Below are 14,522 nucleotides of genomic sequence, written 5' to 3'. Positions count from 1 at the left end.
GGTCCAGAGACTCGTTGTGATCGCTGTTTCGCCACCGGCCGACGACGTGTCTGTCCGAACGCGAAGCCCCACGACGAGACACAGGTGAACATTCCCATGCCCAAGAAGGCATCCGGGCCCAAGGCCCGTTGGACCGCTGCCCAGAAGGCGGAGAAGGCCGCGTCCCGCAAGGGACCCAAGAAGCCCCACCGCGGCCAGGCCGCAGCCCCCCGGACGAGCGGGCCCGGCGCCGGCCGCCCCGCCGACGGCGAGGACCGCCCGAAGCGCCCCCGCGCCGAGCGCTCCCCTCGCTGGGACCGCGAGGACCCGCGCCGCGGCGGCAAGCCGTCGCGCGCCGAGCGCCGCGAGGGCATGCCCCGGACCCGCCCCGAGGACCGCCGCGACGACCGTGCGGACACCCCGCGCCGCGACGAGCGGCCCGCGTTCCGTCGCGACGACCGCCCGCAGCCGCGCCGCGACGACCGCCCGCAGGTGCGCCGTGACGACCGCCCGCAGGTGCGCCGTGACGACCGTGACGAGGACCGACGCCGCGACGACCGGCCCGCACGCTGGGTCTCCACCGGCGGCGACGACCGCCACGTGCACCGCCCGCACGACGAGCGCCCCCGCCGTGAGCGGGGCGAGCGTCCCGTCCGCGACCGCACCCCGCGGGTCGCCGACCCGGTCCGCCGCGACCGGCACGAGGGCCGCCACGCCGAGCGCCCGGCGTTCACCGACCGCCCGCGCTCCTTCGAGGACGCCGAGGCCGAGCGCGCCGAGGCCGACACCTGGACCACGTACCGCTCCGCGACGGCCGGGGGGCCGCGCGAGGTGACCTCCGACAACGGCTTCGCCGCGCTCGGGCTGCCCGAGCGCCTCGTCGAGCGCCTGGCGCGCGACGGCATCGCCGACCCCTTCCCGATCCAGGCGGCGACGATCCCCGACGCCCTGGCTGGCCGCGACGTGCTCGGTCGCGGGCGCACCGGCTCCGGCAAGACGCTGGCGTTCGGCCTGCCGACCATCGCCCGGCTCGACGACGGCGTCCGGCCGCAGCCGAAGCGGCCCCGGGCCCTGGTCCTCGTTCCCACGCGCGAGCTCGCGATGCAGGTGAGTGACGCCCTCGAGCCCTTCGTGCACGTCACCGGCATCACCCACCGGCTCGTCGCCGGCGGGCTCTCGTACGAGCCGCAGATCAAGAGCCTCCAGCGGGGCGTGCACCTGCTCGTCGCGACCCCCGGCCGGCTTGTCGACCTCATGGACCGCGGCGCCGTCGACCTCGGGGGGATCGAGATCACCATCCTCGACGAGGCCGACCACATGGCCGACATGGGCTTCGTCCCCGAGGTCACGGCGATCCTCGACGCCGTGCCCGACGGCGGGCAGCGGCTGCTCTTCTCCGCCACCCTCGACCGTGGCGTCGACACCCTCGTCGACCGCTACCTCGTCGACCCCGTCACGCACTCCACCGACGAGGCCCAGGCCGCCGTCACGACGATGTCGCACCACGTGCTGCTCATCGACCCGCAGGACAAGAAGGCGCTGACCGCCGAACTGGCGAACCGGGGTGGGCGCACGGTCGTCTTCGCGCGCACCCAGCTGGGCGCCGAGCGGATCGCCGGCGAGCTGCGGGAGCGGGGCGTCCTCGCGGCCGCCCTGCACGGCGGGCTGACCCAGAATGTCCGCAACCGCGTCCTCGGCGCGTTCCGGGACGGCAAGATGCCCGTGCTCGTGGCCACCGACGTCGCCGCCCGCGGCATCCACGTCGACGACATCGGCATGGTCATCCAGGTCGACCCGCCCAAGGACCACAAGGACTACCTGCACCGCGCGGGACGCACCGCCCGCGCCGGCGAGCAGGGCGCCGTCGTCATGATCGCGCTGCCGCACCAGCGCAAGATGGTCACCCGCATCATCGAGGGCGCCGGCGCCGAGGCGCAGACGACCAGGGTCTCGCCCGGCGACGCGACGATCGCCGCCATCGGCGGCCGGGCCCCCAGCGGCGTCCCGGTCCCCGACCAGGTGTGGCGCCCGATCCTCGAGGGGCAGCCCCGCGGTCGCCGCGGTGGAGCCCCCGGTGGGAACCGGGGCGGCCCGCGCGGTGGTCGGGGCCAGAGTGGGCGCCCGCAGGGCGGCCGCGGAACCTCGCCGAGTGCCGCACGCGGCTCGGGACGCGGGGGCAGAATGGGTGCGTGAGCGCGCCCTTTCGCACCGGCAGGCTCCTCGTCGCGACCCCGCAGATCGAGGACGGCGTCTTCCGGCGTAGCGTCGTGCTCGTCCTCCACCACGGGGAGGACGGTGCGCAGGGTCTCGTGCTGAACCGGCCGATCGAGGCTGAGATCCAGTCCGTCCTGCCCGGGTGGGAGGAGCACGCGAGCCGCCCCGCGACGATGTTCCAGGGCGGGCCGGTGCAGCTCGACTCCGCGCTCGGCCTCGTCGCCGTCCCCGGCGACGGCGAGGAGCCCACGGGGGTGCGCCGGCTCTTCGGCAGCGTCGCGCTCGTCGACCTCGACACCCCTCCGGTGCTCGTCGTTCCGGAGGTCGCCGGGCTGCGGATCTTCGCCGGGTACGCCGGGTGGTCCCCGGGCCAGCTCGAGGTCGAGATCGACACCGGCTCCTGGTTCGTCGTCGAGGCCGAGGGCGGCGACGTCTTCACCGAGCAGCCGGAGGCGCTGTGGCGGGCGGTGCTGCGCCGTCAGCCCGAGCCGCTGCGCTGGGTTGCGTGGTTCCCGGCCGATCCCGCCCTCAACTGAGGGTGCGGCGTACCCTCGACGGCATGAGCGAGACGATGCCGCAGGACCCGACCGCCCCCGGAGGCCCGGGCGGACCGGACGGACCCGACGGGCCGCAGACCCAGACGGCGGTCCTCGAGCGCACCGAGACCGTCCCCGAGGTGGCCGAGCCGGGTGACCACGAGCGGTTCGCCCACTACGTCCGCAAGGAGAAGATCGTCGAGAGCGCCGTCACCGGCGAGCCGGTCACGGCGCTCTGCGGCAAGGTCTGGATCCCCGGGCGCAACCCCGACCGCTTCCCGGTCTGCCCGACGTGCAAGGAGATCTACGAAGGCCTCCGCGCACCGCAGGACGGCGGCGAGTAGGCGAGCAGCAGACCTTCCTTACGGGTTCTTTACGGCCACGGGAACCGGACCTGAACGACGCGGCCCTAGGTTGCCTGGAGGTCGCGCCGGACCGGCGCACCGACCCCCGTCGAAAGGTCGTCATGCGAACACGTCCCTTCTCTGCGCTCGCCGCGCTGGCCCTCGGAGCCGCCGGTCTCGTCCTCCCGGTCGGCTCCGCCGTGGCCCAGCCGATGGCGGGCGTCGACTCCGTCGCCGCGGCCGAGTGCCTCACCCACACCGACGAGGTCGGTGGCCGGCACGCCGACGGCAGGACCCGGCACGACCCGCACGAGCTGACCGACGCCCAGGCCGCCGCGATGGAGCGGCGCTTCGAGCGGGACATGGCCGCCAAGGGCGTCGGCTCGTCGAAGAGCGGTGACAAGAAGCCCGGCTCCGGCGGGGGCTTCGCCGCGACGGTCATCCCGGTGCACTGGCACGTGATCACCGACGGCAGCAAGGGGAACCTCACGAGCTCGGAGCTGGCCTCGCAGCTCTCGGTGCTCAACAACGCCTACGCCGGCACCGGCTTCTCCTTCCAGACGGCCAGCACCGACTACACGAACAACCCCTCCTGGTACAACGGGCTCACCAACGGCAGCAGCGCCGAGCGCCAGATGAAGAACGCCCTGCACACCGGCGGCAAGGGGGACCTCAACATGTACACCGCCGACCTCGGCGGCGGCCTCCTCGGCTGGGCGACGTTCCCCAAGTCGCAGGTCGACCCGATGGACGGCGTCGTCATGCTCGACGAGAGCCTTCCCGGCGGCAGCGCCGCGCCCTACAACCAGGGCGACACCGGCACCCACGAGGTCGGGCACTGGCTCGGGCTCTACCACACCTTCCAGGGTGGGTGTAACGGCCAGGGCGACTACGTGAGCGACACCGCCCCCGAGGCGTCACCGGCCTACGGCTGCCCGACCGGCCGCGACACCTGCACCTCGCCGGGTGCCGACCCGATCACGAACTTCATGGACTACACCGACGACGCGTGCATGAACACGTTCACGTCCGGCCAGACGACGCGGATGCAGTCCCTGTGGACCACGTACCGGGCGGGCTGACCCGCACCCCGCGCTAGCACACCCCGAGGGCCCCGACGAGTTTCGTCGGGGCTTTCGGCATGTCGGTGCGAGGGCGCCTATGGTGGCGTCCGCCCATGAGTACCTCAGCCGCCGGTCACCTCCCTCCCGCCTATCCCGAGCGGGCCGCGTGGGGTACCGCGGCGAAGCTGCGGGCCTGGCAGGAGGACGCCCTGGCCGCCTATCTCGGGGGCGACGCGACCGACTTCCTCGCCGTCGCGACGCCGGGCGCGGGCAAGACGACCTACGCGCTGCGGATCGCGACCGAGCTGCTCGACCGGGGCGTCATCCGTGCGGTCACGGTCGTCGCCCCGACCGAGCACCTCAAGACCCAGTGGGCCGACGCCGCGGGCAAGGTCGGCATCCAGCTCAACCCGTCGTTCTCCAACTCGGCCGGGGTCCAGTCCAGCGAGTACGACGGCGTCGCCCTCACCTACGCACAGGTCGCCGCCAACCCCTCCCTCCACCGGCGGCGCACCGAGGCGACCCCGACGCTGGTGATCCTCGACGAGATCCACCACGGGGGCGACGCCCGCTCGTGGGGCGACGGCATCCGGGAGGCGTTCACCCCGGCGACCCGCCGCCTCTCGCTCACCGGGACCCCGTTCCGCTCCGACACCAACCCCATTCCGTTCGTCCGCTACGAGATGGACGAGGCGGGCATCCTCCGCTCGGCCTCCGACTACACCTACGGCTACGCCGCCGCCCTGCGCGACGGCGTCGTGCGCCCGGTGCTCTTCCTCGCGTACGGCGGCGCGATGCGGTGGCGGACCAAGGCCGGCGACGAGGTCGCCGCGCGCCTCGGGGAGCCGCTGACCAAGGACCAGACCGCGCACGCCTGGCGCACCGCGCTGGACCCGAAGGGGGAGTGGATCCCGTCGGTGCTCGCGGCCGCCGACCGGCGCCTCTCGGAGGTCCGGCGGCACGTCCCGGACGCCGGTGGCCTCGTCATCGCCTCGAACCAGACGGCGGCCCGTGCCTACGCGCGCATCCTCGAGGCCGTCACCGGTCAGGCCGCGACGGTCGTGCTGTCCGACGACGCCGGCGCCAGCGCCCGCATCGAGCAGTTCGCCGGCGACGAGTCCCGGTGGATGGTCGCCGTGCGGATGGTGTCCGAGGGCGTCGACGTACCACGGCTGGCCGTGGGGGTGTACGCGACGTCGACCTCGACCCCGCTGTTCTTCGCACAGGCCGTCGGCCGGTTCGTGCGGGCCCGCCGCCGCGGCGAGACCGCCTCGGTGTTCCTGCCCTCGGTCCCGGTGATCCTCCAGCTCGCCGCGACGATGGAGGAGGAGCGCGACCACGCCCTCGACCGCCGCAGCGACGACGAGTCCGAGGCGTCCATCTGGGCCGAGGAGGAGGGGATGCTCGCGGCCGCGAACCGCACCGAGCGCAGCCTCGGGCTCGAGGACGAGACCCGGTTCGAGGCGCTGGAGTCCGATGCGCACTTCGACCACGTGCTCTTCGACGCCAAGCAGTTCGGGCTGCACGCCGAGGTGGGCTCCGCCGAGGAGCAGGACTACCTCGGGCTGCCCGGCCTCCTCGAGCCCGACCAGGTCGCGGCGCTGCTGCACGAGCGCCAGGCCAAGCAGGCCAAGGGCGGGCGGCCCGCCGCACACCCGACCGGGCCGAGCCCGGTCGCGGCCCACCGGGCGCTCGCGGCGCAGCGCAAGGAGCTGAACAAGCTCGTCGCGGCGTACTCGAGCAAGACCGCCGCTCCGCACGCGACCATCCACCTCGACCTGCGACGCGCCTGCGGCGGGCCGGAGCTCGCCTCGGCCACGGGGGAGCAGGTGCAGGAGCGGATCGCGGCGATCCGGCGCTGGTTCGTCGGCCGTCGCTGAGCGGCGCCTGAGAGCCACGCCCGGCCGTCGTCGATCCGTCGCCCCGGGTCCACCTGCCGGCAGGGTCGCGGCGGCTAGGGTCCGGACCCGTGACCGACACCACCGCCACCCCCAGTGCCTCCCGCCGCCAGCTCCTCACGATGGCCACCGTCGGCGGGGTCGGCCTCTTCGCCGCCCCGTCCGCCCACGCGGGTGCGCCCACGGGCCGTGGCGGCCCGGGAAAGACGTTCCGCCTCACCGTGCTCGGCACGGCCGACCTGCACGGCAACGTCTACAACTGGAACTACTTCGCGAACCGGGCCTACAGCGACAGCCGGGGCAACGAGATCGGCGCCGCGAAGGCGGCCACGCTCGTCAAGGCCGTCCGGCAGGAGCGCGGCGCCGCGTCGTGCATCACCCTCGATGCCGGCGACACGATCCAGGGCACGCCGCTCGCGTATTACTACGCCAAGGTCGACCCGATCACCGGCGGCAGCGAGCACCCGATGGCCACGGCGATGAACGCCCTCGGCTACGACGCCGCCGCGCTCGGCAACCACGAGTACAACTACGGCCTCGACACCCTGCGCGCCTTCGAGGACCAGTGCGACTTCCCGCTGCTCTCGGCGAACTCCGTCGACTGGGACACCGGCGAGCCCGTGTTCCCGCCGTACCTCCTCAAGCGGGTCAAGATCCCGGGCGACCAGCCGATCACGGTCGGCATCCTCGGCCTCGTGACCCCCGGCGTCGCCATCTGGGACGCCGCCCACGTGGAGGGCCGGGTCCGGTTCCCCGGCATCGTCGAGCAGGCCAGGGTGATGGTCCCCCGGATGAAGGCCGCCGGCGCCGACGTCGTCGTCGTCTCCTGCCACTCCGGCTCCACGACGTCGTCGAGCTACGGCGACGCGCTGCCGTACCCCGAGAACGCGAGCCGGCTGCTCGCCGAGCAGGTCCCCGACATCGACGCGATCCTCGTCGGGCACGCCCACGTCGAGATCCCCGAGCTCAAGGTCACGAACACCGCGACGGGCCGGGACGTGCTGCTCAGCGAGCCGCTGTACTGGGGGATGCGGGTCACGGTCATGGACCTCGACCTCGTCAAGGTGCGCGGGCGCTGGTCGGTGGCGTCCTCCGGGGCCACGACCCTGAACGCCAACACCGTGCCCGAGGACGCCGAGATCGCCGCGCTCGTGCGGCCCGCGCACGAGAAGGTCCTCACCTACGTCAACTCCGTCATCGGCACCTGTACCGAGGCGATGTCGGCGGCGACGTCGCGGTACGAGGACACGGCCGCGATGGACTTCGTCAACCTCGTCCAGGCGCAGGCGGTCCAGGACGCCCTGGCCGGTACCCAGCCCGCGGACCTGCCGGTGCTGTCGATCTCCGCACCGTTCAACAAGGGTGCGGCCATCCCGCAGGGGGAGGTGACGGTGCGTGACGTCGCGGGGCTGTACATCTACGACAACACGCTGTTCGGCGTGACCCTGACCGGGGCGCAGGTCAAGGACTACCTCGAGAAGTCGGCGACGTACTTCCAGCAGGTGTCCTCGGCCGGGCCGTTCCCCCCCGACCGGGTGACCAACGCCGTCACCCCGACGGCTCCGGGCGGCACGCCCGACTACAACTACGACATCCTGGGCGGCCTCGACGCGCCGCTGACGTACGACATCGACATCGCGCAGGCCCCGGGCGGTCGGATCACCGGCCTGGCGTACGACGGGGCGCCGGTGGCCGACACCGACGAGTTCGTGATCGCGATCAACAACTACCGGCAGTCCGGTGGCGGCAGCTTCCCGCACGTCAAGGACGCCCCCGTCGTCTACAACCGCCAGGTCGAGATCCGGCAGCTGCTCATCGACTGGGTCACCGAGCGCGGCGAGATCGACCCGCCGACGTTCTTCTCGGTCGACTGGCGGCTCACCGCGGACGGCGAGCCGGTCGTCATCCAGGCCTGACCCGGGCCGCTCAGGCGCTCTCGGTGCCGGCGGCCGCGGCGGCCTCCACGAGGGGGCCGGTGCGGTGCTCGAGGTGGGTGACGAGGCAGATCGCGGTGTTCGCCCGCAGCACGTGGACGTCGTCGATGATCTCGTCGATGACGCGCCCGAGGTCGGCGTTGTCGCGGGCGGCGACGCGGACGACGAGGTCGCCGACGCCGGTGATGGAGTGGATCTCGAGCACCTCCGGGATCGCCGAGAGGTGCGCGACGACGGGCCCGTGGCCCTGGCGCTGGCGGATCTCGAGGGTGCAGAACGCGGTCACGGGGTAGCCGACGGCCGCGGGGTCGACGTGCGGGGCGAAGGAGCGGATCACGCCGCGCTCCTGGAGCCGGTCGAGCCGGGCCTGAACCGTGCCGCGGGCCACCCCGAGGGTGCGCGAGGCGCCGAGCACCCCGACATGCGGGTCGTCGGTGAACAGCGCGATGATCCGGGCGTCGAGGGCGTCCACCCCGTGGTTCTTGGCCATGGTCACATTGTCCGGGTACAGCCCGTCCTGAGGCAACAGCATGCGCACGCTGACCACCGTGTCGTGGTGTGGTTGCACATCTGTACTCGCTCCCGGACAGTGGTGGGATGACTGACACGACGACGACGTCCGGCGGCCACATCGACCTCACCGAGCAGGAGCGTCAGGCCGGCCTCGACCTCGAGCAGCTCAAGCAGCTCGTGGGTCTGGTCGACTACGACGAGAAGCAGGACCCGTTCCCCGTCACCGGCTGGGACGCCATCGTCTTCGTCGTCGGCAACGCCACCCAGACCGCGCACTACTACCAGAGCGTCTGGGGCATGGAGCTCGTCGCCTACGCCGGCCCCGAGAACGGCACCCGGGACCACAAGGCCTTCGTCCTGAAGTCCGGCTCGATCCGGTTCGTCGTTCAGGGCGCCGTGAGCCCCGCCAGCCCGCTCATCGAGCACCACGCCAAGCACGGCGACGGCGTCGTCGACATCTCCCTCGAGGTCCCGGACGTCGACGTGTGCATCGAGCAGGCCCGGCGCGCCGGCGCCACGATCGTCCAGGAGCCGCAGGAGCTCTCCGACGAGCACGGCACGGTGCGCGTCGCGGCCATCGCGACCTACGGCGAGACCCGCCACACCCTGGTCCAGCGGGTCGTCGACGGGGTCACCTACGCCGGCCCCTACCTGCCGGGCTACGAGCCCGCGTCCTCGACCTTCGTCAAGCGCGACGGCGCCCCGAAGCGCCTCTTCCAGGCCCTCGACCACATCGTCGGCAACGTCGAGCTCGGCAAGATGGACGAGTGGGTCTCCTTCTACAACCGGGTCATGGGCTTCGTGAACATGGCCGAGTTCATCGGTGACGACATCGCCACCGACTACTCGGCACTGATGTCCAAGGTCGTCGCCAACGGCAACCACCGGGTGAAGTTCCCGCTCAACGAGCCGGCCATCGCGAAGAAGAAGAGCCAGATCGACGAGTACCTCGACTTCTACCAGGGCCCCGGCGCCCAGCACCTCGCGCTCGCGACGAACGACATCCTGCGCACGGTCGACGAGCTGCGCAAGGAGGGCGTCGAGTTCCTCGACACCCCCGACGCCTACTACGAGGACCCCGAGATGCGCGCTCGCATCGGCGAGGTCCGGGTGCCCATCGAGGAGCTCCAGAAGCGCAAGATCCTCGTCGACCGCGACGAGGACGGCTACCTGCTCCAGATCTTCACCCGCCCGCTCGGCGACCGCCCGACGGTGTTCTTCGAGATCATCGAGCGCCACGGCTCCCTCGGCTTCGGCAAGGGCAACTTCAAGGCGCTGTTCGAGTCGATCGAGCGTGAGCAGGACAAGCGCGGCAACCTCTGACGAGGATGGGCGCGTGCGCGCCCTGATCCTCCCGAGCCCGTTCCTCCCCGGGCTCGTCCACGCCCCACTCGCGGCCGCTCTCGGGCGTCGCGGGTGGGGCGTCGTCGTCGCCGACCCCAAGGCCGCCCCCGCGTCGGCCGAGGACCTGCTCATCACCTTCGCTGCGGCGGCCGCCGAGGTGAGGCCGGACGTCGTCCTCACCCACAGCAACGCGGGCCGGTACGCAGCGCACGTCGCCGGGGACGCCGTGACGGTGCACCTCGACGGGGCGCTCCCTCCCGTCGGGGGTGGGGCCGTGGCGATGGTCCCGGAGTCGCTGATCGAGCGTCTCGCTGCGACCGCAGACGACTCCGGCCTCCTGCCCCCGTGGACCCGGTGGTGGCCGGACGAGGACGTTGCAGCGCTCCTGCCCGACCCGCGGACCCTCGCCGCCATCCGCGCCCAGGAGCCTCGGCTGCCGATGTCCTACGTCCGCTCACGGTTGGGGGCCCCGGCCGGTTGGGTCGCTGCCTCGCAGGCCTACCTCGCGTTCGGCGGCGGGTACGCCGACGAGGTGGCCCTCGCCCGTGCGCACGGCTGGCCGGTGGCGGTGCTGGACGCGGCGGGGCACCTGCACCACCTCGTGGACCCCGAGGGGGTCGCCGACACCGTGCTCGCACTCGCCGAGGGGGTGCGGGGCGGGCAGGCTCCGCATGGGACGCTGTCCCCATGAGTACCCCCACGACGCCCGGCTGGTACGAGGATCCCGAGGACGCCCTGCAGCTGCGGTACTTCGACGGGGTCGTCTGGACGCGGCACACGACACCGCTGCTGTCCCCGACGGCCGGGTCGTCGACGATCGGGCGGGCGCCGGACGTCCAGAGCGTCGAGGAGCGGGCCCGCAAGGCGGAGGCCGCCCAGACCCCGTCGTGGAGCGCGCCACCCTCGTGGGGGGCGGCGCCGAAGGGCGCTCTGGCCGACGGCGCCGTCCTCGCCGAGTGGTGGCGCCGGCTGCTGGCCCGCATCATCGACTGGATCCTCACGAGCCTGGTGGCGGGGCTGCTGGCCATCCCGTTCCTCGGGCCGCTCGTGGCGGCCTTCGAGACGTACTTCGCGGATGCCCTGGCGGGGCGGACGCCGGACCAGGACGCCTTCCAGTCGGCGCTGACGGAGGCGGTGCTGCCGCTCACCCTCGTCGGACTGGCCGCCGGGCTCCTCTACGAGACCACCTTCCTCGTCTGGCGCGCCGCCACTCCCGGGAAGATGGTCCTCGGCACGGTCGTGCGACCCACGGGGCAGCCCGGCGGGGTCTCCCTCGTCGTGGCGCTGCGCCGGCAGGCGATCACCGTCCTGTCCTCCCTGCTCGGGCTGCACGCCGTCCTCGGCGTGCTCGGGACGATGCTCTCGGTCGTCGACCCCGCCTGGCTGCTGTGGGACCCCAAGCGTCAGGCGCTGCACGACAAGGTCGCCGACACCGTCGTCGTCCTCAAGCGCTGAACTACCGCGCCGGGCGGATCGTCCCGGTGCACTCGCCGAAGCCGATGACGGAGCCGTCGGGGCCGGGCGCGGTGGCCCGCAGGACCACCGTGTCGCCGTCCTCGAGGAAGGTGCGCTCGCTGCCGTCGGCCAGGATCACCGGGTCCTGCCCGCTCCAGCTCAGCTCGAGGAAGCTGCCCCGGGTGTCGGTGGCGGCGCCCGAGATGGTGCCCGACCCGAAGAGGTCGCCGGGACGCACCGTGGCGCCGTTGATGGTCATGTGGGCGAGCATCTGGGCGGGGGACCAGTACATGTCCCGGAACTCCGGGCGGGAGACGACGGTGCCGTTCCAGTCGACCTCGACGTGGATGTCGAGACCGTACGCAGTGCCCGGGCCGTCGCCGGAGCCGCGCAGGTAGGGGAGCGGCTCGGGGTCCTGGCCGGGCAGCGGCACCCGGGCGGCGCGCAGGGCGTCCGTCGTCACGACCCACGGGCTGATGCTCGTCGCGAAGGACTTGCCGAGGAACGGCCCGAGCGGGACGTACTCCCACGCCTGCAGGTCGCGGGCCGACCAGTCGTTGAGCAGCACGACACCGAAGAGGTGCTCGTCGGCGTCGGCGAGGTCGACGGGGGTGCCGAGGGTGGTGGCGCCGCCGACGACGAAGCCGAGCTCGGCCTCGATGTCGAGGCGGACGCTGGGGCCGAAGGTGGGGGTTGTCTCTGTCGGCGGCTTGCGCTGCCCGGTGGGGCGAACCACGTCGGTGCCGGACACGACGACGGTGCCGGAGCGGCCGTGGTACCCGATCGGCAGGTGCTTCCAGTTGGGGGTGAGCGGCTCGGAGTCGGGACGGAAGATGCGACCGACGTTGGTCGCGTGGTGCTCGCTGGCGTAGAAGTCGACGTAGTCGGCGACGGCGAACGGCAGGTGCATCGTGACGTCGGCGACCGGGACGAGGTTCGCCTCGACGCAGTCGCGGTACTCGTCGTTCGACAGGTGTTCGGTGAGCCACTCGCGGGCCGCGGCCCACGCCGGCCGGCCCTCGGCGAGGAAGGCGTCGAGCGAGCCGCCGCGCCACACGGCGGCCGACTCCATGCCGCCTCGCTCGGCACAGGCCACGAGGTCCAGGACGTGGTCGCCGATGCGGACGCCGACCCGGCGGTCGCCGTCGCCGACCGAGAAGACGCCGTAAGGGAGGTTGTGCAGGCCGAAGGGGTGGTCGGCGGGCAGGTCGAGCCAGGTCATGGCGGGTCCTTCCGGGTCAGCGGGGGAGCAGGCCGAGGGCGGCCAGCTCGGTGAGCGGGTCGGTGACGGTGCAGCAGCCGTAGGAGGTGAACGCGGCCCGGGCCCGGGCGGTCGTCTCGTCGGTCCAGGCCGCCACGACGTCGGCGAGGGCCCGGGCGTCCCGCACGGCGAGGAGCCCCGCGACCGTGTCGTGGTTGGCGCCGTCGAGGGCGGCCGAGGTGGCGACGAGGACGTTGAGGACGCCGTGGTTCTCCTCCGACACCCCGTCGACCTCGTAGGTGCCGCGGACCGCGTGGTGGAGGCCGCCGGTCAGCTTGAAGGGGACCGGGGCGCCGGTGGCCGCGCGCAGGAAGGTGGCGAGCTCGGACTCGTCGGGCCAGGGCCAGCTGGGAGTGGGGCCGGTGCGGAACTTCGCGACGACGGCGTCGCCCTCGGCGACGGAGGCGCGAACGTCGGCGACGGCGTCGTCCTGGGCGGAGCGCCCGCGGGGGACCTCGAGGGCCAGGGGCAGGTCTCCCGGGAGGTCGAGGCGGCGCCACTGCGGGGTCCAGCCGAGCTCGGCGCCTGCGACCCGGACCCGGGGGTCGGCGGCCAGGAGGGCGATGCCGTCTCGCAGGACCGCGGGGTCGGTGCCGGGGCGGGCGATGACTCCGACGCCGAGGGGGTCGGGGCGACCCCAGGTGCCGGTGTCGAGCTGGGCGAGCAGGTCCGTGGCGGCGGCCGCCGGGACGAGCAGGGGGCCCACGCACGCGCCGTACGTGGCGTCCCGGTGCCGCGCATGGGCGGCGACGGCGTCGGGCAGTGGGCTGTGGGCGGGCGGGAAGACCGCCGCGTCGTCGACGAGAGCGCGCAGCAGGTCGGGCGTCGTCGGCATGGGGCCAAACGTATCGCGAGGGCTCCTGACCTCGGACCGCGTGGGGGTGCCCCTGTTCCGCTCGGCCGACCGGGGCCGGCCGGCGGGTTACGGTCTCGGCATGAGCGGAGACGACGAGGGCCAGGTGTCCGAGGTGCAGCAGATGCCGGTGGAGGACGCCGACACCCCGATCAGCGACGACCAGGCCGTGGCCGGCCAGCCTGACGGCGAGTCCGGCGAGGTGCAGGAAGGACCCACCGGCCCGAACGCCAAGGTCCCGGGGGCGGACGACGCCTGACCGGGGTGCGCTCGGGCAAGCTCCGGGGACCGCCGACCGTCAGGCGTCGAAGAGGAACCAGCAGAGGTCGTTCCGGAGCCGCTGGTCATCGAGCACGAGCTCACGCACCGCGTCGGGGATTCGGTCGCGCTGCCACCGGCACTCCGCTCGTCGGGCGAGCTCCTCGGCACCGGGAGGTGCGGCCGCCCGCGCCGCCTTGATGGCGTAGGCGGCGGCACCGAGGTCGTGGGCGGCCACGTGGGCGACGGCTGCCGCCTGACCGGCGGCGTAGGCCGCGAACCGCGGTGCGCCGCTGAGGTCCCGGGCCGCGCCCATGGCATGTCCTCCGGCTGCCCGGGTCTGCATCATCGCGAGCTCGCCACGGACCCACGCGCGGGCGGCCTCGATCGCCTCGCGTGGCCGGTGGTCCAACGGACGGACGGACTCGAACAGGGGGAGGACGTGCTCCGCGCACTGGGCCGCCCAGAGGGCCAGAAGGTGGTGGTCGGCGTCCGCGAGGGTCCCGCCGCGGCGCACCGTCACCAGCCGGGGATCCCGGACGGGCGGGAGGATCATGGGTCACCACCTGTGCTGTGGGCCGCGGGGGCGAGTGCGGCGTCCTCCACATCCTCCGTGATCGGACACGGTTCCGGCCCCAGTGGGTTGTCGGCGGTGGCGTCTAGGTTTGGGTCATGGAGGGGATGGGCAGCCAGGTCGCCGACCGGGTTCGGGTCGGTGGGTCTGCTGTGTCGGGGGTTGCGGGGGTGCGGGAGTCGTTGTCGGGGATCGATGTCGGGTCGTTGTCGGATCGGGACCGGTTGGCGTTGGTGGCCGAGCTGGAGCGGTTGAAGGGGGCGGCGTCGGCGTGTCAGGCGCGGGCGGTGGAGGC

Annotated in this window: 15 protein-coding genes; 11 read left to right on the top strand and 4 right to left on the bottom strand. The window is 73.3% G+C overall.

Translation table 11 applies throughout. The features are described from left to right. Window positions 1-84 precede the first annotated feature (84 nt). The 6 genes from Q0963_RS03390 (at window position 85) to Q0963_RS03365 (ending at window position 7,951) form a co-directional block, all read left to right on the top strand. Entirely contained in the window at window positions 85-2,172 is a 2,088-nt protein-coding gene (locus Q0963_RS03390) for a DEAD/DEAH box helicase (protein ID WP_367180026.1), read from the top strand. Further along, entirely contained in the window at window positions 2,169-2,729 is a 561-nt protein-coding gene (locus Q0963_RS03385) for a YqgE/AlgH family protein (RefSeq protein ID WP_299442535.1), read from the top strand. Before Q0963_RS03390 ends, Q0963_RS03385 begins: the two co-directional genes overlap by 4 nt. A 23-nt stretch (window positions 2,730-2,752) precedes the next feature. Next, window positions 2,753-3,073, top strand: coding sequence for a DUF3039 domain-containing protein (locus Q0963_RS03380; protein ID WP_299442532.1), 321 nt, complete (start codon window positions 2,753-2,755; stop codon window positions 3,071-3,073). Between the two features lie 122 nt (window positions 3,074-3,195). Next, a complete protein-coding gene (locus Q0963_RS03375) occupies window positions 3,196-4,155 on the top strand; it encodes a zinc metalloprotease (RefSeq protein WP_299442530.1) in 960 nt (319 codons plus the stop codon). 95 nt (window positions 4,156-4,250) lie between these two features. Next, the gene (locus Q0963_RS03370) at window positions 4,251-6,017 is read left to right on the top strand and encodes a DEAD/DEAH box helicase (protein ID WP_299442527.1); all 1,767 of its coding nucleotides are present in this window, start codon (window positions 4,251-4,253) and stop codon (window positions 6,015-6,017) included. Between the two features lie 89 nt (window positions 6,018-6,106). After that, entirely contained in the window at window positions 6,107-7,951 is a 1,845-nt protein-coding gene (locus Q0963_RS03365) for a bifunctional UDP-sugar hydrolase/5'-nucleotidase (RefSeq protein ID WP_299442524.1), read from the top strand. A gap of 10 nt (window positions 7,952-7,961) precedes the next feature. On the opposite strand, the gene Q0963_RS03360 is transcribed toward Q0963_RS03365, so the two are convergent. Continuing rightward, window positions 7,962-8,459: an Lrp/AsnC family transcriptional regulator gene (locus Q0963_RS03360; RefSeq protein ID WP_299442521.1), complete on the bottom strand. Its 498-nt coding sequence runs from the start codon at window positions 8,457-8,459 to the stop codon at window positions 7,962-7,964. Between the two features lie 107 nt (window positions 8,460-8,566). On the opposite strand from Q0963_RS03360, the gene hppD reads away from it, so the two are divergent. The 3 genes from hppD to Q0963_RS03345 are packed head-to-tail and all read left to right on the top strand — an operon-like array spanning window position 8,567 to window position 11,281. Then, window positions 8,567-9,805 carry a 4-hydroxyphenylpyruvate dioxygenase gene (gene hppD, locus Q0963_RS03355; RefSeq protein ID WP_299442518.1) on the top strand — a complete coding sequence of 413 codons (1,239 nt, stop codon included), beginning with the start codon at window positions 8,567-8,569 and terminating at the stop codon, window positions 9,803-9,805. A 13-nt stretch (window positions 9,806-9,818) separates the two neighbouring features. Further along, window positions 9,819-10,517, top strand: coding sequence for a hypothetical protein (locus tag Q0963_RS03350; protein ID WP_299442515.1), 699 nt, complete (start codon window positions 9,819-9,821; stop codon window positions 10,515-10,517). Beyond that, complete coding sequence (locus tag Q0963_RS03345; protein ID WP_299442512.1) at window positions 10,514-11,281, top strand: RDD family protein; 768 nt, start codon at window positions 10,514-10,516, stop codon at window positions 11,279-11,281. The genes Q0963_RS03350 and Q0963_RS03345 overlap by 4 nt, the downstream gene beginning before the upstream one ends. 1 nt (window position 11,282) lies before the next feature. Here the strand turns inward: Q0963_RS03345 and fahA are convergent, their stop codons facing one another. Next, window positions 11,283-12,503 carry a fumarylacetoacetase gene (gene fahA / locus Q0963_RS03340; protein WP_299442509.1) on the bottom strand — a complete coding sequence of 407 codons (1,221 nt, stop codon included), beginning with the start codon at window positions 12,501-12,503 and terminating at the stop codon, window positions 11,283-11,285. Window positions 12,504-12,519: 16 nt separating this feature from the next. Then, entirely contained in the window at window positions 12,520-13,377 is an 858-nt protein-coding gene (locus Q0963_RS03335; protein ID WP_299442506.1) for a hypothetical protein, read from the bottom strand. Window positions 13,378-13,477: 100 nt separating this feature from the next. Here Q0963_RS03335 and Q0963_RS03330 point away from each other — a divergent pair, with 100 nt between their 5' ends. Then, window positions 13,478-13,654 carry a hypothetical protein gene (locus Q0963_RS03330; protein WP_299442503.1) on the top strand — a complete coding sequence of 59 codons (177 nt, stop codon included), beginning with the start codon at window positions 13,478-13,480 and terminating at the stop codon, window positions 13,652-13,654. Between the two features lie 39 nt (window positions 13,655-13,693). On the opposite strand, the gene Q0963_RS03325 is transcribed toward Q0963_RS03330, so the two are convergent. Further along, window positions 13,694-14,209, bottom strand: a complete 516-nt coding sequence (locus tag Q0963_RS03325) for a putative immunity protein (RefSeq protein ID WP_299442500.1) — start codon at window positions 14,207-14,209, stop codon at window positions 13,694-13,696. Between the two features lie 116 nt (window positions 14,210-14,325). On the opposite strand from Q0963_RS03325, the gene Q0963_RS03320 reads away from it, so the two are divergent. Next, a partial coding sequence (locus Q0963_RS03320) for a hypothetical protein (protein ID WP_299442497.1) occupies window positions 14,326-14,522 on the top strand: 197 nt, incomplete at its 3' end.

It is taken from the genome of uncultured Phycicoccus sp. (genome assembly GCF_947495705.1).
GTDB lineage: Bacteria > Actinomycetota > Actinomycetes > Actinomycetales > Dermatophilaceae > Phycicoccus.
The sequence above is the reverse complement of the archived record's forward strand: the minus strand, read 5'-3'. Positions and strand labels throughout refer to the sequence as shown.